The following is a 26384-nucleotide window of genomic DNA, read 5'->3' as shown; positions in this document are numbered from 1 at the left end:
GGGTGGATGCCGGTGCCCCCGGCATCCACCCGCCCGCTGACCGGACCCGAACCGATCAGCCCCGCAGAGCCTCGCCGAGCTTCACGCGCGCCCCCATGCGCAGCAGCGAGTTGCGGTAGATGCGAGCGGCGACACCGATCGCGAGCACGCACGAGGCGAGCAGCACGAGGAGGGAGAGTACGGGCTCCCACCACTGCGCGTCGCCGAGGTACAGGCGCAGCGGCATCCCCACCGGAGCCGAGAACGGCACGTACGACATGATCGTCAGCACGACGGGGTTGTCGTTGAAGAAGATCACCAGGAAGTACGGCGCCATGATCAGCATCGTGATCGGGGTCGTGGTCGCCCCGATGTCCTCCTGGCGGGAGACCATCGCGGCGGCCGCGGCGAACAGGGCGGCGAGCAGCACGAAGCCGAAGAGGAAGAAGATGGCGAACCAGGTGATCGGTGCACCGAGCGCGTCGAGCACGCCGGCCTGACCGGTGACGGCGAGCCCCACCACCGCGACGGCCGCGAGCAGCACGATCTGGGCCATCGCGAGGATCGTGTTGCCGAGTACCTTGCCCGCGAGCAGCGCCCGCACCGGGATCGCCGAGATGAGGATCTCGACCACGCGCGTCTGCTTCTCTTCGACCACGCTCTGCGCGATGGTGCCGCCGAAGGTCGTCGCGGCGATGAGGAACACGATCCCGAATGCCAACGCGATGAAGTAGCGCAGCACGTCGGCGGCGCTCGAGCCCGGCTCGAGCCGGTCCACCGGTGGAGTGTCGCTGAGCATCTGCAGCAGGGTCGAGGGGACGCTGTCCTTCACCACGACGGTGAAGTCGAACGCCGAGTCCGACGCACCCGAGACCAGGGCGGCATCCGCCGTCCCGTCCGCCACGAGAGCGCGGGCGGCGTCGTCGCTGTCGACGACGGTCACCTCGAGGCCGTCCAGCCCCGAGACTTCGCCCTGCGTCTGAGCGGTGACGGCGACCGGGATGCCGCTGGCGGTGGTGTTCGCGGCCGTGAAACCGCCCCACAGCACCGACGCGAGGGCCGCGACGATGAGGATCGCGGTGGAGATGACGAAGGCCTTGCTGCGGAGTTTCGAGCCGATCTCGCGCTCGGCGACCAGCCAGATGCTCTGCAGCTCGCTCGGCGCGCGGTGCGGTGTCGTCGTACGGGCCGGGACCGCAGCGGTGATCGGGGTACTCACTGGATGACCTCCTTGAAGATCTCGGCCAGGGTCGGACGCTGGGGGGAGAAGCTGGTGACGTCGCCGCGGCCGGTGGCCTCGCGCAGCACACGTTGGGCGGTGCCGTCGTCGTCGGCGTCGAAGAGGGCGTAGCCGCCGTCGAAATCGATGACGCGAACGCCGGGTTCGTCGCGGAGCCACCCGGTGTCGCCGCGCGAGACCAACTCGTAACGGTGGGTCGCGTGCTCGGCGCGAAGGCCCTCGCGACTGCCGGCCGCGCGGATCGTGCCGTCGGCGATGATGACGAGGTCGTCGCAGAGACGCTCGACCACGTCGAGCTGGTGCGACGAGAACAGCACGGCGGCGCCCTCGGCGGCCTTCTCTTGCAGCACGCCCGCGACCACGTCGACCGCCAGGGGGTCGAGCCCCGAGAACGGCTCGTCGAGGATGAGCACCTCGGGCTCGTGGACCAGCGAGGCGGCGATCTGCGCGCGCTGCTGATTGCCGAGCGAGAGGGTCTCGATGAGGTCGCCGAGGCGCTCGCCGAGTCCGAGCCGCTCGAGCAGGGCCGCGGCCTTGGCGGTCGCGTCGGCCTTGCCGAAGCCGTGCAGCCGTGCGAGGTAGGCGATGTGCTCGGCCACCTTCATCTTGGGGTACAGCCCCCGCTCCTCGGGCATGTAGCCGAATCGACGGCGGTCGGCGGTGGTGACCGCGGCGCCGTTCAGCTCGACCGTGCCCGCGTCCTTGCCGAGCACACCCAGCGCGATGCGCATCGTCGTCGTCTTCCCGGCCCCGTTGCCGCCGACGAAGCCCGTGAGGCGCCCGGGGGCGACGTCGAAGCCCACGCCGTCGAGCACGCGGCGTCCGCCGTAGCTCTTGGTGATGCCGTCCAGATGGAGCACGATGCATCCCTTCTTCTCGATGCCTCCCACGCTAGGGACCCGGATGCCGCACCACCTCCGCCCCGGGACGGTTCTGCGTCTCCACCGCACGGGGGAGGGCGCTACGGCCGAGGGGTCGCGGCGGGGGCTCCCGGTCGGGGCGCCGCGCGTCGTCGACATCGCCCTCGATGCTCGAAAGGACACGCAACGGTGCCGAATCGCGGGGTACCTCGTGACCGTCCGGTCGTCTCGGGCGCTGCCCGGGCCGGTGCGCGGCCCTCGTCGCCGTCAGGCCAGGCCGTGCCGGTGGGCGAGCACCACGGCCTGCACGCGGTCGCGCGCCCCGAGCTTCTGCAGCAGGTTCGACACGTGCGTCTTGACCGTCGCCTCGCCGATGAACAGGCGCGCGGCGATCTCGGCGTTGCTGAGCGCCTCGGCCACCAGCCGCAGCACTTCGCCCTCGCGCTCGGTGAGGGGCTCGGTCAGGCGCAGCGGCTCGATCGTGGCGGAGGGGGCGGATGCCGCCATCTCGGCACCCGGCGATGCGAAACGTTCGATGACCCGGCGCGTGACCTCGGGGGCGAGCAGCGCGTCTCCGGCCCCGACGACGCGGACGGCCGAGACGAGTTCTTCGGGTCCCGCGTTCTTGAGGAGGAACCCGCTGGCTCCGGCCGCCAGCGCCGAGAAGAGGTAGTCGTCGCGGTCGAAGGTCGTGACGATGAGCACGGCCGCGTCGGATGCGGGGTCGGCGGTCAACCGGCGGGTGGCTTCGAGGCCGTCCATGTCGGGCATCTGCACGTCCATGCAGATCACGTCGGGCCGCAAGCTCGCCGCCGCGGAGAGGGCTTCGAGTCCGGATGCCGCCTCTCCCACGACCTCGATGTCGGGCTCCAGCGAGAGGATCGTGCGGAACCCCGCCCGCATCATGGCGTGGTCGTCGACCAGCAGGACACGCAACTCAGACATGCGCCCCCTCCACGGTGATCAGCGGTACGCGCACACGCACGAGGTAGCCGCCGCGCGGGCGCGGTCCGATCTCGATCGTTCCGCCCGACACGGCCGCGCGCTCGCGCATGCCGAGCTGTCCGAGCCCCGGCGTCGACGAGCCCCGGCGTCCCGTGTTCGAGATCTCGAGCTCGACGGCATCCGTCTCGAACCGCAGGCGCACGTCGGCGGTGGCGCCCGGCCCCGCGTGGCGGCGCGCGTTCGTCAACGCCTCCTGCGCGATGCGGTACAGGTTCACCTGCACGAGGGGCGGGGGATCGCACGCGGGGTCTCCGATGACGGTGAAGGTCGCAGGGAGGCCTGCGGCGGTGGCGTCGTCGACGAGGGCCTGGATCGTGCTGAGTCCGTGGGTGGTGGGCGCGGTGTCGGGGGCCGCGTCGGCGTCCGGCGTGCGCAGGGTCTCGAGCAGCTGGCGCAGCTCGTGCAGCGAGGTGCGCGCGGAGCTCTCGACACTCGACAGCGTCTCGCGAGCGGCGTCGGGGTCGCGAGTGAGGAGCGAGCGGGCGACACCCGCTTGAACGCCCATGAGCGAGACGTGGTGGGCGACCACGTCGTGCAGCTCGCGCGCGATGCGGACGCGGTCGAGAGCGACGGCCTGCGCCGCGGTCACCTCGCGCTCGGACTCGAGTTCTGCGGTGCGTTCCTCGAGGGCCGCGCGTTCGCGCATCTGCTGGTGCGAGCGGTCGCCGAAGTAGTAGGCGCCACCGAAGAAGAGGGCGTTGAGGCCGAGCGCCAGGAGCTGGGAAGCGACGAACGGTGAGAAAGCGCCGGCGCGAGAGAAGGCGCCCCCGACGTCCGGATCCACCGGCTGGGTCGCCGCCTGGAACATCACGACGAACAGCCACACGAACATGCCCGCGATCAGCGCGACGCGCACGATCGTCGCCCGGCGACGGTTCGGCTCCCATGCTCCGACCGTGTACAGCGCGATGAACATGGCGATGTTGCCGGCGTAGATCTCGGGGATGCGGAACGTCACGGCGAGGAAGTACGCGAGCGAGACGAGAACGGCGGCGACCGAGGGCCAGCGCCGGCGGAAGGCGACGGGGACGGCCAGCACGACGACGTACCCCACGGCGATGGCCAGCGAACCCTGCTGCTCGCCGTAGATCCCCGCGACAGACGACAGCACCGCGCTCAGCAGCCCCCCGAGCAGCAGCACCACGGCGAGCACGGCGTCGTTCCGCTGCTGCGCGCGCGTGATCCGTGGCATCCCTCCACGCTAGAGGCGACCGCCGACACCTGCATCCCCCGTGAGGCGGAGTCAAGAAGAGGGGGAATACAGGTTCGACCGCGATGCTTGCACGTGAATGAACCAGGGCGCCCGGCGCCCCCGTCGTCCGGAAAGAGGATCATCGTGACCGACTACACGATCGGCTACATCGTCGGCAGCATCTCCAGCACCTCGATCAACCGCCGTCTGGCGAAGGCACTCGAGAAGGTCGCCCCCGAGGGCGTGACCCTGAAGGAGATCCCGATCAAGGACCTGCCCTTCTACTCACCCGACTACGACGGGAACTTCCCCGAGGTCGCGACAGAATTCAAGAAGGCCATCGAAGACGCCGACGGCGTCTTCGTCGTGACCCCCGAGTACAGCCGCTCGATCCCGGGCGTGCTCAAGAACGCGCTCGACTGGTCGGCGCGCCCCTACGGCGAGGCGTCGTTCAACGACAAGCCCACCGCCGTCATCGGCACCTCGCAGGGCGGTATCGCCACGGCCGCCGGCCAGCAGCACCTGCGCTCGGTGCTCCTGCACTACAACGCTCTCGTCCTCGGCCAGCCCGAGGGCTACATCCAGTCGACCCCCGGCCTCTTCGAGGACGACGGAACCGTGACCGACGAGGGCACCGCGGCGTTCCTCCGCTCGATCATCGAGGCGCTGGTGACGCTCATCGCGCGCACCGCACCGGCCGAGGTGCCCGCGGTCTGACGCTCCCGCACGGCGGGGTCGGGGTTCGCCTCGGCCCCGCCGTCGTGCGATCCCCTCCGCGGTCGAATGCGACGGCAGGTGCCCGGCCGCGGATCCGGATGGGTACGTCGGATCCGGATACCGCCGCGGAGTCGGTCCGATTCTGTTGCGGCGGTCCGATTCTGCTGCGCTGCGCACGAACGAAGAGGCCCGCAGGTGTCACCCGAACGGGTCCGGATGCCGCGGGCCCGATGTCCCGGGATGCCGTGCGCTCAATCGCGGCGCGCCGCCCCGGAGCCCGCGTAACGGCGCCGAAATCGGAGAATCGCACCAGAATCGGACGGCAGCGCGCACGGCGTCCGATTTCGACGAGGTCATCCGATTCTGACGAGGTCGTTCGACCGCGCGACGCCCCGGCCCGGTGTCCTCGGCGCTCAGCCGAAGATCATCGGCAGGTCGTCATCGTCGTCGGCCCCCGACAGGTCGAGGTCGGCGACGACGGGGACGTGGTCGCTGGGGACCTCGCCCTTGCGCTCGTTCCGGTGGATCTCGGCGCCGTGCACGGCGTCGGCGAAGGCGCGCGAGCCGAGGATGAAGTCGATGCGCAGACCCTCGTTGCGGGGGAAGCGCAGCTGCTTGTAGTCCCAGTACGTGTAGCCGGTGGGGATGAGCGGGCGCACGACGTCGGTGAGCCCGGCCGTCTCGAACGCGGCGAACGCCTCCCGCTCGACGGGCGAGACGTGCGTGCTCGCGCCCTGAACGATCGTGGGGTCGCCGTTGTCGGCATCGGTCGGGGCGATGTTGAAGTCGCCCGTCAGCGCGAGGGGCAGATCGGGGTCGGCGGCGAGGGCGTCGGCCGTGTACTGCCGCAGCTTGTCGAGCCAGTCGAGCTTGTAGGTGAAATGCGGGTCGTCGAGCCCGCGACCGTTCGGCACGTAGAGGCTCCACACGCGCACGCCGTCGACGGTGGCGCCGATCGCGCGGGCCTCCTGGGGGAGGTCGGGCCCCTCTTTGCCCTTCTCGAAGCCGGGCATGCCGGGGAAGCCGATCTCGACGTCCTCGAGTGGCTCGCGGCTGGCGATCGCGACGCCGTTCCACTGATTGAGACCGTGCGCGGCGACGTGATACCCCGCCTCCTCGAAGGCGGCGTACGGGAACTGCTCCGTCTTGCACTTGATCTCCTGCATCGCCAGCACGTCGATGTGCTCGCGCACGCAGAACTCGATGGTGCGGGTGACGCGGGCGCGGATGGAGTTGACGTTCCAGGTGGCCAGGCGCATGGCATCCAGCCTACTTTCGTGCGCCGACATCGCCGTGCGGAGCAGCCCCGGCGTGATCAGGACGGAGCACTAAACTCGACGCCGTGACCACCGCCTCCACGCCCGAGCTCGAAGCCGACCGTCAGGCCCTCATCGGCCTCATCAAGGACGAGGCGGTGTTCCACGGCGACTTCACCCTCTCGAGCGGCAAGAAGGCGACGTACTACGTCGACATGCGCAAGCTCACCCTCGACCACCGCGCCGCCCCCGCGATCGGTCGGCTGGTGCTCGACCTGGTGAAAGACCTCGACGGCGTCGTCGCCGTCGGCGGCCTCACGCTGGGGGCCGACCCCATCGCCAACGCCGTGATGCACGAGTCGGTGCACGCCGGAACCCCGCTCGACGCGTTCGTCGTGCGCAAAGAGCCCAAGGACCACGGCCGCGGTCGCCAGATCGAGGGCGCCGATGTCGAGGGCAAGCGCGTCGTCGTCGTCGAAGACACCTCGACCACCGGCCAGTCCGCCCTCAAGGCCGTCGAGGCGCTGCGCCGCGCGGGTGCCGAGGTCGTCGCTGTCGCCGTCATCGTCGACCGCAAGACCGGAGCGCAGGCTGCGATCGAGGCCGCGGGCCTGCAGTGGCTGGCATCCATCGACCTCGACGACCTGGGCCTCGCCCCGCAGTAAGCAGTCCCGCCCTGCCGGACCCTCGGCCTGCGCGCGCCGCCGGGGTGCGTCGGTGCGTCGCCGCGCTGTGACGAGAACAGGGCGGTGCGACGGAGACAGGGCGTTTCGTCGTGTTCTGGTGGCATCCCCTGTTTCGGTGACGGCGTGACGGATGCCAGCGCGCAGCCGCCGGGTGCGTCGATGCTCCCCGCGGCGGCGGGGCCCGCCTCAGGGCGACCCGTCCCCCGGCCCGTCGAACGGGTCGCGACGCCCCCCGCCGCCGCGCCGCGAGCGGCGCCACTGCACGATGAAGGCCACGAGCGTTCCCGCCGTGATGAAGAAGGCGACGATCAGCCAGAGCGTACGGTCGTCCACGGTGTCTCCTCGTCGGGGTCGGGGTCGGGTCAGAGACCCGCTTCGAGGCCCTCTTCGCCGTCGGCGAGGTCGGACTCGAGGGGTTCCTGGCGCACGAGCTCGGCGACCGAGCCGAGGATCTCGTCGGGGCGGAAGGGGTAGCGCTCGATCTCTCGCTGGTCGCTGATGCCGGTCATGACGAGCACGGTGTGCAGCCCCGCCTCGATGCCGGCGACGATGTCGGTGTCCATGCGGTCGCCGATCATGCCGGTGTTTTCGCTGTGCGCCCCGATGCGGTTGAGGGCGGAGCGGAACATCATCGGATTCGGCTTGCCGACGATGTACGGCTCTTTGCCGGTGGCCTTGGTGATGAGGGCGGCGATGGCTCCCGTCGCGGGCAGGACGCCCTCGGTCGAGGGGCCCGTGGCATCCGGGTTCGTGGCGATGAAACGCGCTCCCCCGCGGATGAAGCGGATCGCCTTGGTAATCGCCTCGAACGAGTAGTTGCGAGTCTCGCCCACGACGACGTAGTCGGGGGCGGTCTCGGTCATGATGAAGCCCGCCTCGTGGAGGGCGGTCGTGAGACCCGCCTCGCCGATGACGAAGGCGGATCCACCGGGCATCTGCGACTGGAGGAAATCGGCGGTGGCGAGCGCGGAGGTCCAGATCGCGGACTCGGGGACCACCAGGCCGGAGGCCCGCAGTCGTGCGCTGAGATCGCGGGGCGTGTAGATCGAATTGTTCGTCAGCACCAGGAACGGTGTGCCCTCGGACCGCCACTGCGCGAGCAGCTCCGACGCGCCGGCGATGGGGGTGTTCTCGTGAACGAGCACACCGTCCATGTCGGTGAGCCAGCACTCTATGTCGCCTCGGGTCCGCATGGGGCCAGCCTAAACCCGGGCCCCGACACCGCCTCGAAAAGAGGGGGGGCTTGAAAGAGCGCGGGCGGACCCGACCGGAGTCGTGGCCCGCCCGTCCGCGGATGCCGACTTACTTGAAGGTGTCCTTCACGTTCTCGCCGGCCTTCTTCGCGTCGGCCTTGACCTGGTCGGCCTTGCCCTCGGCGGCGAGCTTGTCGTTGTCGGTCGCGTTGCCGATCGCTTCCTTCGCCTTGCCCACGATGTCCTGAGCGGCGTTCTTGATCTTGTCGTCGAGACCCATGATCTGACTCCTTCTTTCTCGTGTCGGCGTCGGCGGCGAAAGCTATCTCGTCGCGACGGAGCGGGTGGCTCACGAAGAAGACGGGTCTCGGGCACGATTCGTCACGCGAAGTCGTAGAAAACTTTTTACCGGACGGTATTCCGTTGCCGGAATGCACCCGTGACGGACGCACCGGATCTCGTTAGGGTCGAAGGGTGACGCGAACCGAATGGGATCCCGAGAACCTGCCGGACCTCTCCGGGCGGTCGTATCTCGTCACGGGCGCGACCCGCGGGCTCGGCTTCTTCGCGTGCGAGCAGCTCGCCGCCGCCGGCGCCCACGTGCTGCTCACCGGTCGGAATCCCAACAAGATGTCCGCGGCCAAGGCCGCCATCATGCGCTCGACCCCGGATGCCAGCATCGAGACGCTCCTGCTCGACACCAGCAACATGGGTTCGGTGCGAGCGGCGGCCGCCACCGCCCGTGCGCGCGGACGGCTCGACGGGCTCCTGCTGAACGCCGGTATCGTCCACCCGCCCAAGGAGCGCGAGACCGCCGGCGGTCACGAACTCGTGTTCGCCACCAACGTGCTGGGCCACTTCGCCCTGGCCGGTGAGCTGCTCAAGCCCCTCGCCGCAGCTCGCGGACGCATGGTCTGGGTGGGCAGTATGTCGACGTCGCTCTGGCGACATGTGCCCACCGACCCCGAACTGCGCGAGGGCTACTCGCCGTGGCGCGCCTACGTGCAGTCGAAGGCGGCGACGACCGCGCTGGCGCTCGAGGCGCAGAAGAGGCTGCTCGCCCACGGCGTTCCGATCCAGAGCCTCGTGGCCCACCCCGGCTACTCGACCAGCGGTCGCACGCGCGGGGTGCGCGGCGTCAACGAGCCGAGCCGGCTCACGCGCTTCTTCGACAATCTCCAGGCGCCGATCACCCAGTCCAAGGAGCAGGGGGCCTGGGCTCTCGTCCGCGCGCTCGTCGACCCGCACGCCGAGGGCGGCACGATGTACGGACCGGCGCTCGTCGCCCGGGGAGTCCCGCGCGTGGCGACCCCCGCCCGCCGCACACGGGGCAGCGAACTCGGCGCCGACCTCTGGCGCGCGTGTGAGACGGCGACCCACGTGCGGTGGCCCTTCGATCGAGCTCGGCGCGCGGCATCCTGAATCCGGTATCCCGGCACGGCTGAGCGGAGGAGAATCCGCGAGCGGAGGAAGCAGAACCTCGCCCGGGCCCTCCCCTCGACGGGTCTCCTCCCGTGCACCGACAGTGGCTCGCGCGACGGTCTCCGGCGCGCACGCCAGCGGAGACTCCCTTTCAGCGCGTGAGCCAGACCGAACTGCTCGCGCCGGTCGGCAGCGCCACCTCGGTGCCGTCCGCGCGCACGACATCGTCGCTCAGCACCTCGAGCTCGTGCCCGACGTCGATGCCGTTCTCGACGAGCGCCCTCAGCAGCTCGGGATCGCGATCGCTGACGCGCAGGACGCGCCCCGCGTGGCCGATCGACGCCTCGGCGAGGAGCACGAAGGGTTCGCGGTGCACCGAGCCGTCGGCATCCGGGATGGCGTCTCCGTGGGGATCGAAACGCGGGCGACCGAGTCGCTCGTCGATGCCCTCGAGCAGTCGGTCGCTCAGCGAATGCTCGAGGACCTCGGCTTCGTCGTGCACCTCGTCCCAGGAGTACGCGAACTCGCGCACGAGCCACGTCTCGATGAGGCGGTGGCGGCGGATCACGCCCGCCGCGCGGTGTCGACCCGCGGGGGTCAGCGACACCGGTCCGTACGGCCGATGCGTGACGAGTCCCTGCGCGGCGAGCTTCTTGACCATCTCGGTCACGCTCGAGGGGGCGAGGCCCAGCACGGCCGCGAGCTGCGAGGGCGTGATCGGGCTGTCCTGCCACTCGGTGTGGTGATAGATCGCCTTGAGATAGTCGTCGGCCACGGGCGAGTCCACAGCGTCAGCCTAACCTCCGGTGAAGACCAACCACAGGAGCAGAGCGTTGAGGGCGATGAGGAACACGGATGCCAGCACCCCGGCCGCCGTGGTCGCCCCGCGGTTGCGGTAGTCGCCGAGCACATCGCGTCGACGGGTCAGGGCCACGAGGGGGACGAGCGCGAACGGGATCCCGAACGACAGCACGACCTGGCTGAGCACCAGCGCGAGCGTGGGGTCGACGCCGAGGCCGAGGATCACGAGGGCGGGCACGAGGGTGACGAGGCGGCGGACGAGCAGGGGGATGCGCGCGTGGAGGAGCCCCTGCATGATCTCGGCGCCCGCATAGGCGCCGACGGAGGTCGACGCGAGACCGCTGGCGAGCAGGCCCACCGCGAAGAGGGTGGCGACGAGCGGGCCGAGGCCCTCGCGTAGCGCCGCGTACGCGCCCTCGAGGCTGTCGGTGCCCTCGACCCCGGCGAGGGTGGCGGCGGCGAGCAGAAGGATCGCGAGATTCACGGTGCCCGCCACAGCGAGCGCGATCGTGACGTCCCACCGCGTCGCCCGCAGCAGACGCGGGGTCGAGATGCCGCGGGCGTCGGCGAGGGCGTCGGCGCGGCTTTGAGCGCCCGGAGTCCCGCCCGCGTTCTCGCCCGCGTTCGCGCCGAGGCCGCTCGGCGCGGGAGAGGGCGTCGCCGTGGCTCGATCGGTCGTTCCGGGCGCGATGTCTGTTCCGGCGGCTGTGACGCGGTCGGGAGTCGGTGCCGGGCGCGTGGACGTCGTCTCGACGCGTGCGGCTGCGCTCGCCGCCGCCGGCGCGAACCGATCGCGCGCGAGAGCGGAGTGCGCATAGATCGCGTGCGGCATGATCGTCGCCCCGAGGATGGAGGCCGCGAGGAGCACGGAGGTGCTGCCCTCGAACCGCGGCACGAGGCCCCCGATCACCCCGGCGGGCTCGGGCGGGGCGAACAACAGCCCGAAGGTGAAGCCGACGGCGATGACGAGCAGCAATCCGATCAGTACCGTCTCGAACGCCCGCGCCCCGCGCCGCGTCTGCACGAGCAGGAGGCCCATCGAGACGACGCCCGTGATCACCCCGCCCCACACGAGAGGGATGCCGAAGAGCAGGTGCAGCGCGACGGCGCCGCCGATGACCTCGGCGACGTCGGTGGCCATCGCGACGAGCTCGGCCTGCAGCCAATAGGCCCGGCGCGCCCAGGGCCGGCGGATGCGGCGGCCGAGCACTTGGGGGAGGCTCTCACCCGTGACGATCCCGAGCTTCGCCGAGAGGTACTGGATCAGCCACGCCATCACGTTGCCGAGCACCACGACCCACACGAGCAGGTAGCCGAAGGTCGCGCCCGCGGTCATGTTGCTCGCGACGTTGCCGGGGTCGAGGTAGGCGACGCCGGCGACCATCGCCGGGCCGAGGAGCCAGAGCGCCCGCCCCGATGTGCGACGGCGACCCACGAGATCGGCTTTTTTCGGCATCCCGAAACCGTACCAATTTTTCGGGCCACCGAAAAGTGATGAATCCAGAGGCGTCCAGGTCGCGGGGCGGCACGAGACGACGAAAGGTGCGCCCCGTGATCTCGAGCCGATCGTCCGATCTCGCCCGGGCGTCGGCAGGCCGCGCGGGTAGCCTGAAACGGTGACGGATGCCGAGACCCCCACGCCGTCGCAGGGCGACGCGGCCCAGCCCCCGACGGATGCCGACGGGGCAGAGCCCCGACAGGGGGAGGCGGCCGTGACCGCCACCCACGGCGTCGGTCCCTGGCCCGGCGGCCCGGACGCCTGGCCCGACGATCCCCGCTACGACCGCGAGCTGCTCGAGAACGGCGACACCCGCAACGTGGTCGACGGCTACCGCTACTGGAGCATGGACGCGATCGTCGCCGACCTCGACGAGAAGCGGCATCCGTTCCACGTCGCGATCGAGAACTGGCAGCACGACCTCAACATCGGCTCGATCGTGCGCAGCGCCAACGCGTTCCTCGCGGCCGAGGTGCACATCATCGGCAAGCGCCGCTGGAACCGGCGCGGTGCCATGGTGACCGACCGCTATCAGCACGTGCGGCACCACGAAGACGTCGACGCCTTCGCCGCCTGGGCGCGGGATGCGGGACTCCCGGTGATCGCCGTCGACAACGTCGAGGGGTCGGTGCCGGTCGACCGTGCCGAGCTCCCCGAGGCGTGCGTCCTGCTGTTCGGTCAGGAGGGTCCGGGGCTCTCGCCCGAGGCGATCGAGGCGGCCACCGGCGTGGTCGAGATCACCCAGTACGGTTCCACGCGCTCGATCAACGCCGCGTCGGCTGCCGCCGTGATCATGCACGAGTGGTGCCGCCGCTGGGCGTGAGCTGCGCCTTCGTGACGCCACCGTGTGAAACGCGGGGTCTTTGTCGGTAACAACGCTGTCGCTGTGCGCGCGAGCGGAGGTTTACTGGCCGCACGCGGTTGACCGACACGCGGGGACGAGGATGCGCCCCGCCGCGAGTCGAGCAGCCGGCCCTTCTCCGGTGGCAGCCGGTGAGGGGCGCGACACCGAATCACACACCTGGGAAGGAACGATCATGACGATCACGGATTCAGCGACGACGAGCCTTGCCGACCGCTGGCGGGACGCAGCCCCTCCACACGATAGCGCCGGCTGGATCGCCCGCGCTCGCGAGGTGGCCGACATCCTCGCCGTCGACGCGGTCGAGCGCGATCGGGCCAATCAGGCCCCGTACGGTGAGGTTGAGCTCCTCAAGGCGTCGGGTCTGGTCACGCTGCTCGGTCCCCGCGAGCACGGCGGCGCCGGAGAGACGTGGGACACGGCGTACAAGGTCATCCGCGCGGTGGCCCGCGGCGACGGATCGATCGGGCAGGTGCTCGGGTACCACTACCTGTGGGCGTGGGCGGCTCGCCTGGTGGCGACCGACGCGCAGGTCGCCGCGGTCGAGGAGTTGTACACCTCGAACGCGTTCCTCTTCGGTGGCGCAGTCAATCCGCGCGACTCCGACCTCGTCATCCGTGAAGACGGCGACGACCTGATCTTCTCGGGCCGCAAGTCGTTCTCGACCGGCGGCCGGGTGTCCGACCTGACGGTGCTCGAGGGCGTGCTCGAGGGCACCGAGACGCACATCTTCGCGATCGTCCCCACGGCGCAGGAGGGGATCGTCTTCGCCGGAGACTGGGACAACCTCGGCCAGCGTCTGACCGAGTCGGGTTCGGTCGAGATCCGCGATGTCCGGGTGCCCTGGTCGGATGCCGCGGGCTTCGTCGACAAGCAGTTCCAGTCGCTGGTCTACAACACCCTCAACGTGCCCGCGATCCAGCTCGTGTTCGCGAACTTCTACCTCGGCATCGCCGAGGGCGCGCTGGAGACCGCGTCGGCATACACCCGTGAGCGCACCCGGCCCTGGCCCTACGGCGGTGACGACAAGCAGCGCGCCACCGAGGAGTGGTACGTGCTCGAAGGCTACGGCACCCTGCAGTCGAAACTCTGGGCCGACGAGGCGCTCCTGGATGCCGTGGGTGCGGAGATCAGTGCCGTGTTGCACGCCCCGCGCGAGGAGCTGACCGAGCGTCGGCGCGGAGAGATCGCGGTGCGAATCGCGGCTGGCAAGCTCCGCATCGTCGACGACGGCCTCGAGGTGGCATCCAAGATCTACGAGCTGACCGGAGCACGTGCGACGTCGAACGCCGTGGGGCTCGACATCTTCTGGCGAAACCTCCGTACGCACAGCCTGCACGATCCCATCGCGTACAAGAAGCGCGAGGTGGGGGAGTACGTGCTGCTCAGTCAGGTGCCGGTACCCACCTGGTACACGTGAGACGCCGGGGCGGGGCGCCGACGAGGGTCCCGCCCCGCACTCCGTCCAGACCGGTGGATCGGGGGACGTCAGGCTCCGGCCGTCATCCACCGCTGTCCGCGCACACGGAGCCCGAGCGTGAGCGCGCGCGCCACCATGTAGACACCGAAGAACGCCGCCGCCAGCCACGCGAGGCCGGTGGCACCGCCGCCGGCGAAGAGCGCCACGAGAACGAGTGCCGGAGCGTACGGCACGAGATTGAGCAGCCCCGCGAGGGCGAGGTAGCGCGCATCGCCGGCCCCGATCAGTACGCCGTCGAGCACGAAGACGAACCCCGCCAGAGGCTGCGCGACGGCGAGCACCAGCAGCGCCGGCTGGATGAGCGCGGCGATCTCGGCATCCCCCGTGAAGACCAGGCCGATCACACCGGACGCGGCGGCCAGCACCGCCCCCACCGCGACACCGAACCAGACGCCCCAGGCGCTCGTGCGTTGGAGCACCCGGCCGACCGTGTCGGTGTCGGCGGCGCCGAGCGAACTGCCGATCAGCGCCTGCGCCGCGATGGCGAGGGCGTCGAGGGCGAATGCCGCCGTCGAGAAGATGGTGAAGGCGATCTGCCATCCCGCAAGCTCGGCCGAGCCCAGACCCGTCGCCACGGCGACCGTCGCGAGGAACGCCGCCCGCAGGCTGACGGTGCGCAGGAACAGCCAGCCGCCCGAGCGGACGGTGCCGCCCAGACTCTCGCGCTCGAGGCGGAGGGATGCCGTGTGCACCTGCGCCAAGCGCCGCGCGACCAGGACGTATGCACCGACCATTCCCCACTGCGCCACGACCGTGCCGATCGCCGACCCCGCGATCCCCCAGCAGAAGCCGTAGATGAACAGGGCGTTGAGCAGCGCATTGGCGCCGAAGCCGAGGCCGGCGATCCAGAGCGGGGTCACCGTGTTCTGCATCCCGCGCAGCAGGCCGGTGGCGGCGAACACCACGAGCATGGCGGGCAGACCCCACATCGAGATCGCGAGGTAGGTGCGTGCGTTCTCGGCGACGTCGGGAGCAGCGCCGAAGAGGTCGACGATGCCGGGGGCCGCGAGAGAGCCGGCCGCCGCCAGCAGGGCGCCGAGGCACAGCGCGAGCCACATGCCGTCGATGCCGACCCGCACGGCCCGGCCGTACTCGCCGGCGCCGTAGCGCCGAGCGACAGCGGGCGTCGTCGAATAGGCGAGGAACACCATGAGCCCGACGATCGTCTGCAGCACCGCCCCGGCGATACCGAGCCCCGCGAGGGGAGCGACGCCCAGGTGGCCCACCATGGCGGCGTCGACGATGAGGAACAGCGGCTCGGCGATGAGCGCGCCCAGCGCCGGCAGGGCGAGCCGCAGGATCGAGCGGTTCAGCGTCGCGGGCGCAGGAGCGGTCACGGTCCGAGCCTAGGGTGGGCCTCCGACACCGCCGTGGCGGCGCACCCAACGGTGGGCTCGCCCCGTTTCGAGCCCTCTCGGATGTGAGGCACATATCCTGTCTGCATGACCGACACCCCCCGCTCCGGTCTCGCGCTCGACGAGCTCAGCGACGAGATCCGCCCGCAGGACGACCTGTTCCGCCACGTGAACGGCAGCTGGCTCGAGCGCACCGAGATCCCCGACGACAAGGCCCGCTGGGGCTCGTTCCACCTCATCGCCGAGCAGGCCGAGGCGGACGTGCGCACCATCGTCCAGGAGTCGCAGGATGCCGAGCCGGGCAGCGAAGCCCGCAAGATCGGCGACCTGTTCGCGAGCTTCATGGACACCGACCGCATCGAGTTCGCCGGCCGCGAGCCGCTCGCACCGCAGTTCGAGCGCGTCGACGGCGTCACCGACATCCCCTCCCTGCTCCGGCTCATCGGCGAGCTCGAGCGCGACGGGGTGAGCGGACTGCTGACGCTCTTCGTCGAGCCCGATCCGGGCGATCCCACCCGCTACGTCCCCGTCGTCTACCAGGGCGGCATCTCCCTGCCCGACGAGAGCTACTACCGCCTCGACAACTTCGACGAGACGCGCACCGCCTACCGCGCGCACATCGAGCGCGTCCTGGAGCTCGCCGGAGTCGCCGAGCCCGCGGCATCCGCCGACCGCACCTTCGCCCTCGAGACCGACATCGCCGCGCACCACTGGTCGCGCGAAGACAGTCGCGATTCGGTGAAGACCTACAACCTGAAGACGTGGGACGATACCCTCGCCCTCGCCGGACTCGACCTCGAGCCGTGGCGTGCGGGGGTCGCCCCGGGTCACGAGGACGCGCTCGCCGAAGTCGTCGTCTATCAGCCGAGCTTCGTCGAATCCCTCGGCGCCCTCCTCGTCGAGGAGCGCCTCGACGACTGGAAGGCCTGGCTGCGGTTCAAGATCGTGCACGCGGCCGCCGCCTTCCTCTCCGAGGTCTTCGTCGCCGAGAACTTCGCGTTCTACGGCACGCAGCTCACGGGCGTCCCCGTCAACCGCGAGCGCTGGAAGCGCGGTGTGAGCCTCGTCGAGGCGGCCCTGGGCGAGGCGATCGGCAAGGTGTACGTCGAGCGCCACTTCCAGCCCGCGGCCAAGGACGCGATGGACGGCCTCGTCGCGAACCTCATCGAGGCCTACCGTCGCTCGATCCAGGGCCTGTCGTGGATGACCGACGAGACGCGCGAGCGCGCCCTCGCCAAGCTCGACACCTTCGTGCCCAAGATCGGTTACCCGGTCCGCTGGAAGGACTACTCCGAGCTCAAGATCGTCGCCGACGACCTCGTCGGCAACGTCCGCCGGGCGCACGTGTGGGAGCACGACCGCCAGCTCGCCAAGGTGGGACAGCCGATCGATCGCGACGAGTGGTACATGACGCCGCAGACCGTCAACGCGTACTACAACCCGCTCATGAACGAGATCGTGTTCCCCGCGGCCATCCTGCAGTACCCCTTCTTCGACGCCGACCGCGACGCCGCGGCCAACTACGGCGGCATCGGCGCGGTCATCGGGCACGAGATCGGGCACGGCTTCGACGATCAGGGCAGCCGCTTCGACGCCGACGGGTCGCTTCGCGACTGGTGGACGGATGCCGACCGCTCGGCGTTCGAGGAGCGCACCAAGGCCCTGATCGCCCAGTACGAGGCCCTCGTTCCCCTGGGACTCGGCGAGGAGCACCACGTCAACGGCGCCCTCACCATCGGCGAGAACATCGGCGATCTCGGGGGGCTCGGTATCGCGATCGCCGCCTACCGCCTCTTCCTCGAGAGCCAGGGCGAGACCGATCTGAACGGACCGGTCGTCGACGGGTACACCGGCATCCAGCGGCTCCTGCTCAGCTGGGCGCAGATCTGGCAGCAGAAGGGTCGGGATGCCGAGACGATCCGCCTGCTCACGATCGACCCGCACTCGCCGAACGAGTTTCGCTGCAACCAGATCGTGCGTAACATCGACGCGTTCTACGACGCGTTCGAGGTGACCGAGGGCGACGCCCTCTGGCTCGACGCCGACCAGCGCGTCACCATTTGGTGAGGTCCTGTTTGTTGCTCTGCTGACGCGGAAGGAGCCACGCTCGTGGGCATGCCCCCGGTTCCCGAGCCCAGTACGCCCGACCCCGTCGGCGGGCCGGTGGAGTCGTCGAGACGCGACGCCCCGGCCCTCCGCGGAGCCGGACGGAAGGGGCCGAAACGCCTGCCCCGTCGCGCGGCTGCGGGTCGGCGATCGTTCACGGCGACCCTGCGCTCGCTCGACGAGCTGGCCGCGTCGGGCGCCAGGGTCTCGGTGCGCATCGACGACCTCGACGGGGGCTCGACCGAGGTTCTGGCGGGCGACGACTTCATCACGCTGCCGGTGGGCGGGCTCGGCGTCGTGCCGCTGCTCATCGAGGCGGCGGCCGCCTTCGAGACGGGCCGTCTCGACCCGCTCGAGATCATCGACCGCGCGTCCGTTCACGGCGCGGCCCACGGCGGTATCTGGCAGCACCTGAAGGCTCCGGCGCTGCCCCTGGCCGACGTGGCGATGCTCGCGGCCTCCTCCGGCGACGCCCTCGCCGTCAACGCCCTGCTGCACCGGGTGGGCCTGCAATCGGTGCGGGCGCGCGTCGAGCAGCTGGGGCTTCGCCGCACGGCCCTGCTCGACCGTTTCCGCGACGACCGCGGCCCCGACGACGCCCCCCACCTGGCACTGTCGACGGCTCGCGAGATGGCGCAGGTGTTCGCGGGGCTCGTGAACTCCACGATCATCTCGCCGCAGGTCAGCGCGCAGGTCGCGGAGTGGCTGAGTCTGAACCACGACCTGTCGCTCGTGGCATCCGCCACCGGCCTCGATCCTTTCGCGCACGAGAACGACCAGCACGGGCTGCTGTTCATCAACAAGACCGGGCGTGCCCCGGGTGTCCGCGCCGAGGCGGGGGTGCTCGGCGGGCCCCGCGCGGGGATCTCGTACGCGCTGATCGTGAACTTCGACGACCTCTCGATCGCCCATCGCCTTCGCGCGCACGACGCTTTCCGCGTGCTCGGCGTCGAGTTGATGGAGTACGTGTACTGAGGCGTGGAGACAGAATCGTCCCGCACGGCTCGCTCGAGCGCAATCCCTCCTCTGCTCCCCCCACGCGCTGGGACGCTGGTGTTCCTCTGAACCGAGAAAGGGACCGAAGCCATGTCCGACTCCTCCTCACCCACCGACCCGTTCGCCGACTCCCGCGGCCCCGAGGGTCACTCCATCACCGACTGGACCGACCTCGGTCGCGAGATGTGGTCGTACCTGACCGGCCGCGGCGCCGCCGTCAACTACTCCTTCGTCGACATGACCGTCGAGGTGCCCCGCGACATCGGCCCCGACGCGCCGCGCGCGACCTGGAAGCTCAACGGCACCCTCCGCGTCACCACGAGCGACGACACCGCGGCCGGGTCCGACCCGTACCGCGGCAACTGAGAGGCGGCGCCATCATGGTGCGCCTCGACATCGACCTCGCCTTCTCGGAACACGAGCAGGGCCAGGATGCCGACACCCCGCCGTTCGAGGGAACGATCACGGCCGCGGGCACCGAGGTGCGCATCGTCGTGAGCGACCCCTCTCGGTTGCCCGGCAACGGCCGCCGCACGCTCACCGAGTTGTCCACGGTCGCCGATGCGCTGGCATCCCGGGGCATCTCCGTGCGGCTCGAGGGGCCGGACGGACCGATCCTGCACCTCGGCGACGTGAAGAAGAGCGCCCTGCAGCGAGCGATCACCGGCTCGGCGCACATCCGGTTGGGCTCGGTCGCCGCTGTCGCGCCGCTGCTGACGCGGCGGAACAAGGGGCAGGCGTTGACCTTCCCCATCCCGCCCGAGACCCCCCTGCCGCTCGTGCCCACCGTCAACCGCACGGTGCGCCGCCGCATCACGACGACGCACTACACGCCGGGATCGGGCCGCCCGCGCCTGATCTTCGCGGTGGGCGATTCGTCGTGGGACGGCTCGCGTCCGCGGGAGTTCGACCTGTTGCCCACCACCACCGTGATCGGGTCGGGCGAGGGCGCCGACCTGCGGTTGCCCGGCCTCGCCCCGGTGCACGCCGAGATCCGGCACGAGGGCGACGACGAGTACGTGCTGTACGGCTTCGACGCCGTGGGTGGCGGTGGGGCGCGCGAGCAGGGCCCCGGACGCGATCGCGGAGGCCGGATTCTGCGCACCGGAGCGCGCATCGAGCTCGGCGACTGGCGCCTGGCGTTCTTCCGCGCCGAGTTCGCCGACCACGGCCGTCCGTACGGCGGACGCCAGGGCGGCGAGTTGTCGGATCAGCGCAAGCAGCCGCCGCGCGGCGGCACCGGCCCGCTCAGCCGGGCGACCGACCCGGAGTGATCGCGGGCGCGTGAGGGGCCGTCCCGCGGCACTCCCCGACGCCGAGACGGCATCTCGCTGACGAAACCGTTGCAGCGCGCAACGCAGCTGTCAGCGAGATGCCGTCTCGCGATGCGTCGGAGCGCCTGAGTCGCGTGCGCGGGCGTTCGGCGGCACGCGTCGGCCGACCCGCCTGCGGCGAGCCGAGCGCCGCGGCCGCGTCCCGGCATCCGGGGTCTAGAAGACGATCGTGTGGTTGCCGTGGCGGATGATGCGGTCCTCGGCGTGCCAGAGCACGGCCCGAGAGAGCACCTGGCGCTCGACGTCGGCGCCGCGACGCGCGAGCTCGGCGGACGAGTCGGCGTGCGTCACGCGGACGGTGTCCTGCTCGATGATCGGGCCCTCGTCGAGATCGCTCGTGACGTAGTGCGAGGTCGCGCCGATGAGCTTCACACCGCGCTGCTTCGCCTTCTTGTACGGCTCCGCGCCGATGAAGGCCGGCAGGAACGAGTGGTGGATGTTGATCACCGGCACCCCGATCTTGTCGAGGAAGTCGGGCGAGAGGATCTGCATGTAGCGCGCGAGCACGACGAAGTCGACGTTGCCGACGAGCAGTTCGAGAATGCGGGCCTCGGACTCGGACTTGTCGGGACCGGGCGTCGAGGGCACGTGGAAGAAGGGCACGCCGAACGAGCGCACGTCTTCGGCGGCCGTGGTGTGGTTCGACACGACCATAGGGATGCTGACGGGCAGGTCGCCGCGGCGGTGACGCCACAGCAGATCGAGCAGGCAGTGGTCCTGCTTCGAGGCGAGGATCGCCATGCGTTTCGGCGTCGACAGGTCGGTCAGGGTCCACTCGAGCTCGAAGCCCTCGCCGAGGGTCGTGGCGAGATCGGCCTCGATGTCGGGAAGGGCCACCGACAGGTTGGGGCGGTGGAACACGACCCGCTGGAAGTACGCACCGCCGCGGGGGTCGTCGGAGTACTGGTCGAAGGCGACGATGTTGCCGCCCTGGCGGGCGATGAGCGCCGAGACCGCGGCGATGATGCCGGGGGTGTCGCTGCCGTGGACGATGAGGCACGCGTGATCGGGCTGCAGGTGGGGGCTCGCGGAGACCATCGGACCATTCTGCCGTGCGCCGGTGGCGTCGCCGACCACGTGCCGTCGCGTTTCGGGGCGGGTGCGTTGTGGGGGTGCGGGCGCGTGGGACGGCGCGTGCGTCGGGGGCGTTGGCGCGCTGGTGGCCCCGGGGGTGCATCTACCGCCCCGGGGCCACGGGCCGCAACGCCCGACAGGCCGCGTCTCCGCCCGGCCCCCACGCCGGCTACAGACGCACGACGACCTTCTGTGCCGAGACGCCCGCGCGCTGCCGGTCGAGGGCATCCTGCACGGCGGCGAGGCCGTCGCCGACGACGAGCGGAGCGGGCATCGGTCGCAGCGCCCCCTCGGCCAGCATCCGCGGAACGACCTCGCCCCAGAGCCGGGGACCCATCTCGTCGTCGCGCAGGCTGCTGCCCCAGACGAAGGCGGCCCGGATGCCACGGCGTCGGGCGCGCAACGTCGAGCGGAGCGTTCCGAGGCCGATGCGGGTGAAGACCGGCAGCATTGCGGGGAACAGGCGGCGCCGACCGACCAGCGAGTCCAGCGAGACCGGCGTGCTGGCCATGGCCAGGCGTTCCCCGCCGGTGCGGGCGAGCACGTCGATGCACGCGTCGGTCGAACCCGCGCCGAGAGCCACCGCCCCGACGACGGGTCGTCCCCCGATGGCCGCGACGAGGTCGGCCACCGCCGTGGGTGACCGGTGGTCGACGACGGCGTCCGCGCCGAGCCCGCGCAGGGTCTCGGCGTTCTTCGCGGATGCCGTGGTCACCACGTCGTATCCGGCGGCGTGCGCCAGTTGGACGGCGTTCATCCCCACACTCGTCGAGCCACCCCAGATCACCACGACGCTTCGGCTGGCGGCCGGCGCCGGGTCGCCCGGCATCCGGAGTCCGAGGAGCTGGGGTTGGAACAGCGCGCACGCGGCCGTGGAGATACCCAGGGGGAAGACCGCGGCCTCTTCGTCGGAGAGGTCGTCGGGGATGGGGGCCGTGAGGCGCTCGACCAGGGTCGTGTACTCCTGGAAGGCGCCCTCTCGGAGCGGGTCACGCCCGCGGTCGGTGCCGGTGGCCAGGCCGAACACGCGTTGGCCCACGCGGAAGCGGGTCACGGCGGAACCGATCGCGACGACCTCGCCCGCCACGTCGGAGCCGAGGACGGCCGGCGTGTTCAGCCATCGGTAGGTGACGCGGCTGGTGCCCTGGATGACCCAGTCGACCGGGTTGATGGCCACGGCGCGCACGCGCACGAGCACCTCGTCGGCGGCGGGAGTGGGGGTCTGGACGGTGGTGACGGTGAGCGCGGCCCGCGGTGCGGGGAGGATTGCGGCGGCGTGTGCGGGCATGGGGAGCCTTTCGCGTGATGACACGGAGTGTCTTCACTATAGACGTGATGACACCACGTGTCATCACATAGGATTTCGACATGGCCAGATGGGCACCCGATACGCGAGAACGCCTCCGCGCGGCGGCGATGGAGCTGTTCGCCGAGCGCGGCTTCGAGGCGACGACGGTGCCCGACATCGTCGAGCGCGCCGGCGTGACGCGCCGCACGTTCTTCCGGCACTTCGGCGACAAGCGCGAGGTCTTCTTCGGCGACGACGAGATCCCTCGGCTCGCCGACCAGATGCTCGCGGCAGCCCCCGCCGACGTGCCGCCCTTCGCGATCGCGTGGAGCGGCTTCCAGACCCTCGCCGCCGAGCGCTTCGAGCCCCGCCGCCACGAGATGGCGGCCGCGCGCCGCGTAATCGAGTCCGAGCCCGCCCTGCGTGAGCGGGACCTGCAGAAGCAGGCCGATCTGCGTGCAGTTCTGACCGAGGGGTATCGCGCGCGTGGTGTGGACGCGCTGCGGGCGCGCGTCGTCGCGGGGGTCGCGGTGGACCTGCTGCAGACGGCCCTCGAGCAGTGGGCGGGCGACACGGCGGGCACCCCGCTCGTGGAGCATCTCGAGCGGGTCCGCCGCGAGATGGCGGACGTTCTGGCCTGACGCGCCGCACCTTCGCGTCGCACCGGGGCGCCTTCCGTGCATCGGGGCGGCCGGCGCACGCCCCGGTGCACGGCTGACGCCCCGATGCGGACCTCGCGTCCCGCCGCCCCCTCCCAGCCCACCGTGCCCCTCCCGGCCGCGTCCCGACGTCCCTGCGCGCCCCATCCACGCCGCCGATGTCGGTGGCCGCGACTAGCCTGGAACCCGTGACCAGCACCCTCCGCCTCGATCGGCCGGGGTGGCGCACCTGGACGCTGTGGGGCGTGGGCGTGCTCGCCTACGTCGTGTCGATCATCAACCGCACCTCCCTGTCCGCCGTGGGAGTCGATGCGGCGGTGCGCTTCGGTGCGGATGCCTCGGCGCTGTCGATGTTCGCCGTCATCCAGCTATTCGTCTACGGAGCGATGCAGATTCCCGTGGGTCTCCTGCTCGACCGCTTCGGCGCGCGTCCGATGATCGCGATCGGCATGGTCCTGATGGCCGCGGGCCAGCTCGTCATGGCGTCGGCGGATGCCGTGGGGATCGGCATCCTGGCCCGTGTCCTGATCGGCGCGGGAGACGCGGCGATCTTCCCGAGCGTGCTGCGCGTGATCGCGACGTGGTTCCCCGCACAGCGGGCACCCGTGCTCGTGCAGCTGACGGGGATCATCGGGCAGCTCGGTCAGATCGTCGCCGTGGTTCCGCTGGCCGCCCTGCTGCACGCCACCAGCTGGAGCGTCGCCTTCGGCAGCGTCGCGGGGCTGGGCCTGCTGTTCGCGATCCTCACGTTCCTGATCATCCGCAACCGCCCGCCCGAACGTCGGGCCGACCCCGTCGACACGTCGGTCGACACGCAGACCGGCGCGATCCGCGTGGTGCGGTCGTCGCCCGATCTGCGGCAGGGCTTCCGCGAGTCGTGGGCGCACCCCGGCACGCGCCTCGGCTTCTGGTCCCACTTCGCCACGCCCTTCGCGGGTACGGCGTTCATGCTGCTCTGGGGATTCCCGTTCCTCACGGCGGGCGAGGGCCTGGCGCCGGCCACCGCGTCGCTCATCATGACCTCGCTCGTGCTGTTCAGCATCCTGAGCGGTCCCGTGATCGGGGCGCTGTCGAGTCGGCATCCCACCCGTCGCTCTCGCTGGCTCGTGCTGCCCACGGTCGTGTTCCAGGCGGTCATGTGGATCGTGGTGATCGTCTGGCCGGGGCCGGCGCCCGTGTGGCTGCTCATCGTGCTGATGTTCGCGCTGTCGACCGGGGGACCGGCGTCGATGATCGCCTTCGACCACGCACGGACCTTCACGCCCAGTCACCGCCTCAGCACCGCGACCGGAATCGTCAACGGCGGCGGGTTCTTGGCGGCACTCCTGGCGATCCTCTTCATCGGTATCGCGATGGACGTGCAGGGGGCGGGCAGCCCCGAGACCTACTCGCTCGACGCGTTCCGCCTGGCCTTCCTCACGCAGGTGCCGCTCTGGCTCGTGGGCGGGATCGCGATCGTCATCGAGCGCGGGCGCACGATCCGTCACGTCGGCGGGACCCTCCCGCGCTGACCCGCACGGGTCACGGTGGAAGGATCGAGAGCATGAGTGCCATCGACATCCGCACGCTCGACACGGTCGAGGGTATTCACGAGGCCGCGCACGTGCTCGACCGCGTGTGGGGTGAGTCGGGCACCATGCCGGCCAACATCCTGCGTGCGCTCGAGCACGCCGGCAACTACGTCGTGGGACTCTTCGACGGCGACGAGATGATCGGCGCCTCGGCGGCGTTCTTCGGCCCGCCGGCCGACCGGTCGATGCATTCGCACATCACGGGCATCATCCCCGGCTACCAGGGCCGCGGTCTCGGGCGCCAGCTCAAGAATCACCAGCGCGAGTGGGCCCTCGAGCGCGGCGTCGGCCGCATCACCTGGACCTTCGACCCGCTCGTCGGCCGCAACGCCCACTTCAACCTCGCGGTGCTCGGCGCGCGGGCCACCGAGTACCTCGTGAACCAGTACGGCGAGATGGCCGACGCCGTCAACCGCGGCGACGAATCCGACCGCCTGCTCGCCGTCTGGGCGCTCGCCGAACCTCCCACGCCCACCCCGACGGATGCCGAGATCTCAGCGGTCGTGCCCGTGCCCGACGACATCGAGGCTCTGCGCTCGACCGACCCGGCGGCAGCCGCCGAATGGCGTCGGCGCGTGCGCGAAGAGGTGCAGGGGCAGCTGGCATCCGGTCGCAGGATCGGCGGCTTCGACCGCCGCGGCTACCTCATCGTCGGGTAGTCGTCACTGCTCGGTGATCGGCGTGTCCTTCTCGGCCGCCGGGTCGCCCGGGCCGGGGCCCGGCCGTACGGCCGCGTCGTCGCGCACGTCGATGCGGGTCACGCCGTCGTGCTCCGAGACGTCGAAACGCGGGGCCGCGTCTTCCTCCGTCGCCTTCGGCGCGCTCGTCAGCTGGTCGTGACGGTTCTCTTCGAAGCTCTTCTCGTCGCTCATCGTTCTCACTCCTCGCCGGCCGAACGCCAGGCGTCCGACTCCATGTGCGATCCCGCCTGCGGGCCCATGTGCAGCATCCCGCCGTCGACGACCCAGCTCGCGCCGGTGACGTAAGCGCTCGCCGGCGATGCCAGGAAGCGGATCACGTCGGCGACCTCGTCGGGCTTGCCCGGGCGGCCGAGCGGGATGCCGGGGCGGTGGGTGCGCTCGGCGTCTTCGGCCGACATGTCGTTGATGGGGGTGGCGATCTCGCCGGGGGCGACGGCGTTGGCGGTGATGCCGTACTGCCCGAGCTCCAGCGCCATCGTTTTGATGAGGCCGCCGACGCCGTGCTTGGCGGCGACGTAAGGGGCGGAACCGACGCGCGGCTGGTGCTCGTGGACGCTCGACACCACGATCAGTCGACCGCCGTTGCCGGTCTTCACCATGCGCCGGGCCGCGGTGTGCAGGGCGAGGAACGCTCCGTCGAGGTTGAGCGAGATGTCGGTGCGCCAGGTGTCGAAGTCGAGGTCGAGGAAGCTTCCGCCGATACCGCCGCCGGCGTTGTTCACGAAGACGTCGAGGCCGCCGAGCTCGTCGGCCATCGCGTTCACGGCATCCGGGACCTTGTTGAACTCGGTGGCGTCGAACTGCGCGACGATCGCGCGCACGCCGCGCTCGCGCACGGCCGCGGCGGTCTCTTCGGCGCCGTCCTTATCGGAGTGGTAGGTCACGGCGACGTCCATGCCGGCGTCGGCGAGGGCGAGGGCGGTCGCCGCGCCGATGCCCGAGTCGGAGCCGGTGACGATCGCGTGGCGGGGGGTGAAGTCAGCGCTCATGCGGCCGACGCTACGCGCGCGTCGGACGGGGGCACGGTCCCTTGCCAGGTGCGCGCGCGGGCGTTACGGTCGTCCGCCCGCCGACGGGGCCCGAGCGAAACTCCTGAGAGATGGGCGGCA

Annotated in this window: 27 protein-coding genes; 12 read left to right on the top strand and 15 right to left on the bottom strand. The window is 70.8% G+C overall.

Annotation, left to right across the window (positions count from 1 at the left end):
- Positions 1 to 55 precede the first annotated feature (55 nt).
- From MTE01_RS16275 to MTE01_RS16260, 4 genes are all read right to left on the bottom strand, one after another.
- Positions 56 to 1198, bottom strand: a complete 1143-nt coding sequence (locus MTE01_RS16275) for an ABC transporter permease (RefSeq protein WP_246078343.1) — start codon at positions 1196 to 1198, stop codon at positions 56 to 58.
- The gene (locus MTE01_RS16270) at positions 1195 to 2079 is read right to left on the bottom strand and encodes an ABC transporter ATP-binding protein (RefSeq protein WP_103208582.1); all 885 of its coding nucleotides are present in this window, start codon (positions 2077 to 2079) and stop codon (positions 1195 to 1197) included. Before MTE01_RS16270 ends, MTE01_RS16275 begins: the two co-directional genes overlap by 4 nt.
- A gap of 267 nt (positions 2080 to 2346) precedes the next feature.
- Positions 2347 to 3024, bottom strand: a complete 678-nt coding sequence (locus MTE01_RS16265; RefSeq protein ID WP_103207964.1) for a response regulator — start codon at positions 3022 to 3024, stop codon at positions 2347 to 2349.
- Positions 3017 to 4276, bottom strand: a complete 1260-nt coding sequence (locus MTE01_RS16260; RefSeq protein WP_141378385.1) for a sensor histidine kinase — start codon at positions 4274 to 4276, stop codon at positions 3017 to 3019. The genes MTE01_RS16265 and MTE01_RS16260 overlap by 8 nt, the downstream gene beginning before the upstream one ends.
- 144 nt (positions 4277 to 4420) lie before the next feature.
- Here MTE01_RS16260 and MTE01_RS16255 point away from each other — a divergent pair, with 144 nt between their 5' ends.
- Positions 4421 to 4993, top strand: a complete 573-nt coding sequence (locus MTE01_RS16255) for an NADPH-dependent FMN reductase (protein ID WP_103207969.1) — start codon at positions 4421 to 4423, stop codon at positions 4991 to 4993.
- A gap of 413 nt (positions 4994 to 5406) precedes the next feature.
- On the opposite strand, the gene MTE01_RS16250 is transcribed toward MTE01_RS16255, so the two are convergent.
- Positions 5407 to 6252 (bottom strand): exodeoxyribonuclease III, encoded by an 846-nt coding sequence (locus MTE01_RS16250; protein ID WP_141378384.1) that lies wholly within the window; start codon positions 6250 to 6252, stop codon positions 5407 to 5409.
- An 83-nt stretch (positions 6253 to 6335) separates the two neighbouring features.
- On the opposite strand from MTE01_RS16250, the gene pyrE reads away from it, so the two are divergent.
- Positions 6336 to 6914: an orotate phosphoribosyltransferase gene (gene pyrE, locus MTE01_RS16245; protein ID WP_103207974.1), complete on the top strand. Its 579-nt coding sequence runs from the start codon at positions 6336 to 6338 to the stop codon at positions 6912 to 6914.
- Positions 6915 to 7121: 207 nt separating this feature from the next.
- Here the strand turns inward: pyrE and MTE01_RS17130 are convergent, their stop codons facing one another.
- The 3 genes from MTE01_RS17130 to MTE01_RS16235 form a co-directional block, all read right to left on the bottom strand.
- Entirely contained in the window at positions 7122 to 7268 is a 147-nt protein-coding gene (locus tag MTE01_RS17130; RefSeq protein WP_170210734.1) for a hypothetical protein, read from the bottom strand.
- A 29-nt stretch (positions 7269 to 7297) separates the two neighbouring features.
- Positions 7298 to 8128 (bottom strand): HAD-IIA family hydrolase, encoded by an 831-nt coding sequence (locus tag MTE01_RS16240; RefSeq protein ID WP_103207976.1) that lies wholly within the window; start codon positions 8126 to 8128, stop codon positions 7298 to 7300.
- Between the two features lie 109 nt (positions 8129 to 8237).
- Positions 8238 to 8408 (bottom strand): CsbD family protein, encoded by a 171-nt coding sequence (locus MTE01_RS16235; protein WP_055832729.1) that lies wholly within the window; start codon positions 8406 to 8408, stop codon positions 8238 to 8240.
- A gap of 194 nt (positions 8409 to 8602) precedes the next feature.
- On the opposite strand from MTE01_RS16235, the gene MTE01_RS16230 reads away from it, so the two are divergent.
- On the top strand, positions 8603 to 9550 hold the full coding sequence (locus MTE01_RS16230; protein WP_103207978.1) for an SDR family NAD(P)-dependent oxidoreductase: 948 nt from the start codon (positions 8603 to 8605) through the stop codon (positions 9548 to 9550).
- A gap of 151 nt (positions 9551 to 9701) precedes the next feature.
- Here MTE01_RS16230 and MTE01_RS16225 read toward each other — a convergent pair whose 3' ends face one another.
- Entirely contained in the window at positions 9702 to 10337 is a 636-nt protein-coding gene (locus tag MTE01_RS16225; protein WP_103207981.1) for a metal-dependent transcriptional regulator, read from the bottom strand.
- A 9-nt stretch (positions 10338 to 10346) separates the two neighbouring features.
- Complete coding sequence (locus MTE01_RS16220) at positions 10347 to 11807, bottom strand: Nramp family divalent metal transporter (protein WP_141378383.1); 1461 nt, start codon at positions 11805 to 11807, stop codon at positions 10347 to 10349.
- 256 nt (positions 11808 to 12063) lie between these two features.
- Here MTE01_RS16220 and MTE01_RS16215 point away from each other — a divergent pair, with 256 nt between their 5' ends.
- Together MTE01_RS16215 and MTE01_RS16210 are read left to right on the top strand one after the other, a co-directional pair.
- A complete protein-coding gene (locus MTE01_RS16215; RefSeq protein ID WP_141378386.1) occupies positions 12064 to 12672 on the top strand; it encodes a TrmH family RNA methyltransferase in 609 nt (202 codons plus the stop codon).
- A gap of 214 nt (positions 12673 to 12886) precedes the next feature.
- Positions 12887 to 14131, top strand: a complete 1245-nt coding sequence (locus MTE01_RS16210; protein WP_141378382.1) for an acyl-CoA dehydrogenase family protein — start codon at positions 12887 to 12889, stop codon at positions 14129 to 14131.
- A gap of 68 nt (positions 14132 to 14199) precedes the next feature.
- On the opposite strand, the gene MTE01_RS16205 is transcribed toward MTE01_RS16210, so the two are convergent.
- Entirely contained in the window at positions 14200 to 15528 is a 1329-nt protein-coding gene (locus MTE01_RS16205; RefSeq protein ID WP_141378381.1) for an MATE family efflux transporter, read from the bottom strand.
- 105 nt (positions 15529 to 15633) lie between these two features.
- Between MTE01_RS16205 and MTE01_RS16200 the strand changes: the two genes are divergently transcribed.
- The 4 genes from MTE01_RS16200 to MTE01_RS16185 all read left to right on the top strand — a co-directional run bounded on the left by MTE01_RS16200 (position 15634) and on the right by MTE01_RS16185 (position 19922).
- Complete coding sequence (locus MTE01_RS16200) at positions 15634 to 17613, top strand: M13 family metallopeptidase (protein ID WP_141378380.1); 1980 nt, start codon at positions 15634 to 15636, stop codon at positions 17611 to 17613.
- A 48-nt stretch (positions 17614 to 17661) separates the two neighbouring features.
- Complete coding sequence (locus MTE01_RS16195; RefSeq protein ID WP_141378379.1) at positions 17662 to 18627, top strand: serine hydrolase; 966 nt, start codon at positions 17662 to 17664, stop codon at positions 18625 to 18627.
- A gap of 111 nt (positions 18628 to 18738) precedes the next feature.
- Complete coding sequence (locus tag MTE01_RS16190; RefSeq protein ID WP_094734402.1) at positions 18739 to 19014, top strand: hypothetical protein; 276 nt, start codon at positions 18739 to 18741, stop codon at positions 19012 to 19014.
- Positions 19015 to 19028: 14 nt separating this feature from the next.
- Entirely contained in the window at positions 19029 to 19922 is an 894-nt protein-coding gene (locus tag MTE01_RS16185; RefSeq protein WP_246078342.1) for an FHA domain-containing protein, read from the top strand.
- Between the two features lie 216 nt (positions 19923 to 20138).
- On the opposite strand, the gene purU is transcribed toward MTE01_RS16185, so the two are convergent.
- Both purU and MTE01_RS16175 read right to left on the bottom strand, forming a co-directional pair.
- On the bottom strand, positions 20139 to 21020 hold the full coding sequence (gene purU, locus MTE01_RS16180) for a formyltetrahydrofolate deformylase (RefSeq protein ID WP_141378378.1): 882 nt from the start codon (positions 21018 to 21020) through the stop codon (positions 20139 to 20141).
- A gap of 205 nt (positions 21021 to 21225) precedes the next feature.
- Positions 21226 to 22344: a zinc-binding alcohol dehydrogenase family protein gene (locus MTE01_RS16175; RefSeq protein ID WP_141378377.1), complete on the bottom strand. Its 1119-nt coding sequence runs from the start codon at positions 22342 to 22344 to the stop codon at positions 21226 to 21228.
- Between the two features lie 80 nt (positions 22345 to 22424).
- Here MTE01_RS16175 and MTE01_RS16170 point away from each other — a divergent pair, with 80 nt between their 5' ends.
- The 3 genes from MTE01_RS16170 (at position 22425) to MTE01_RS16160 (ending at position 25233) form a co-directional block, all read left to right on the top strand.
- Positions 22425 to 22985 carry a TetR family transcriptional regulator gene (locus tag MTE01_RS16170; RefSeq protein WP_103208001.1) on the top strand — a complete coding sequence of 187 codons (561 nt, stop codon included), beginning with the start codon at positions 22425 to 22427 and terminating at the stop codon, positions 22983 to 22985.
- Between the two features lie 206 nt (positions 22986 to 23191).
- Positions 23192 to 24514, top strand: coding sequence for an MFS transporter (locus MTE01_RS16165; protein ID WP_141378376.1), 1323 nt, complete (start codon positions 23192 to 23194; stop codon positions 24512 to 24514).
- A 32-nt stretch (positions 24515 to 24546) separates the two neighbouring features.
- Positions 24547 to 25233, top strand: coding sequence for a GNAT family N-acetyltransferase (locus MTE01_RS16160; RefSeq protein WP_141378375.1), 687 nt, complete (start codon positions 24547 to 24549; stop codon positions 25231 to 25233).
- 3 nt (positions 25234 to 25236) lie between these two features.
- On the opposite strand, the gene MTE01_RS16155 is transcribed toward MTE01_RS16160, so the two are convergent.
- Positions 25237 to 25446, bottom strand: coding sequence for a multidrug transporter (locus MTE01_RS16155; RefSeq protein ID WP_103208010.1), 210 nt, complete (start codon positions 25444 to 25446; stop codon positions 25237 to 25239).
- Between the two features lie 5 nt (positions 25447 to 25451).
- The gene (locus MTE01_RS16150) at positions 25452 to 26264 is read right to left on the bottom strand and encodes an SDR family oxidoreductase (protein WP_141378374.1); all 813 of its coding nucleotides are present in this window, start codon (positions 26262 to 26264) and stop codon (positions 25452 to 25454) included.
- Positions 26265 to 26384: the final 120 nt, after the last annotated feature.

The sequence above is a fragment of the Microbacterium testaceum genome (assembly GCF_006539145.1).
Lineage (GTDB): Bacteria > Actinomycetota > Actinomycetes > Actinomycetales > Microbacteriaceae > Microbacterium > Microbacterium testaceum.
The sequence above is the reverse complement of the archived record's forward strand: the minus strand, read 5'-3'. Positions and strand labels throughout refer to the sequence as shown.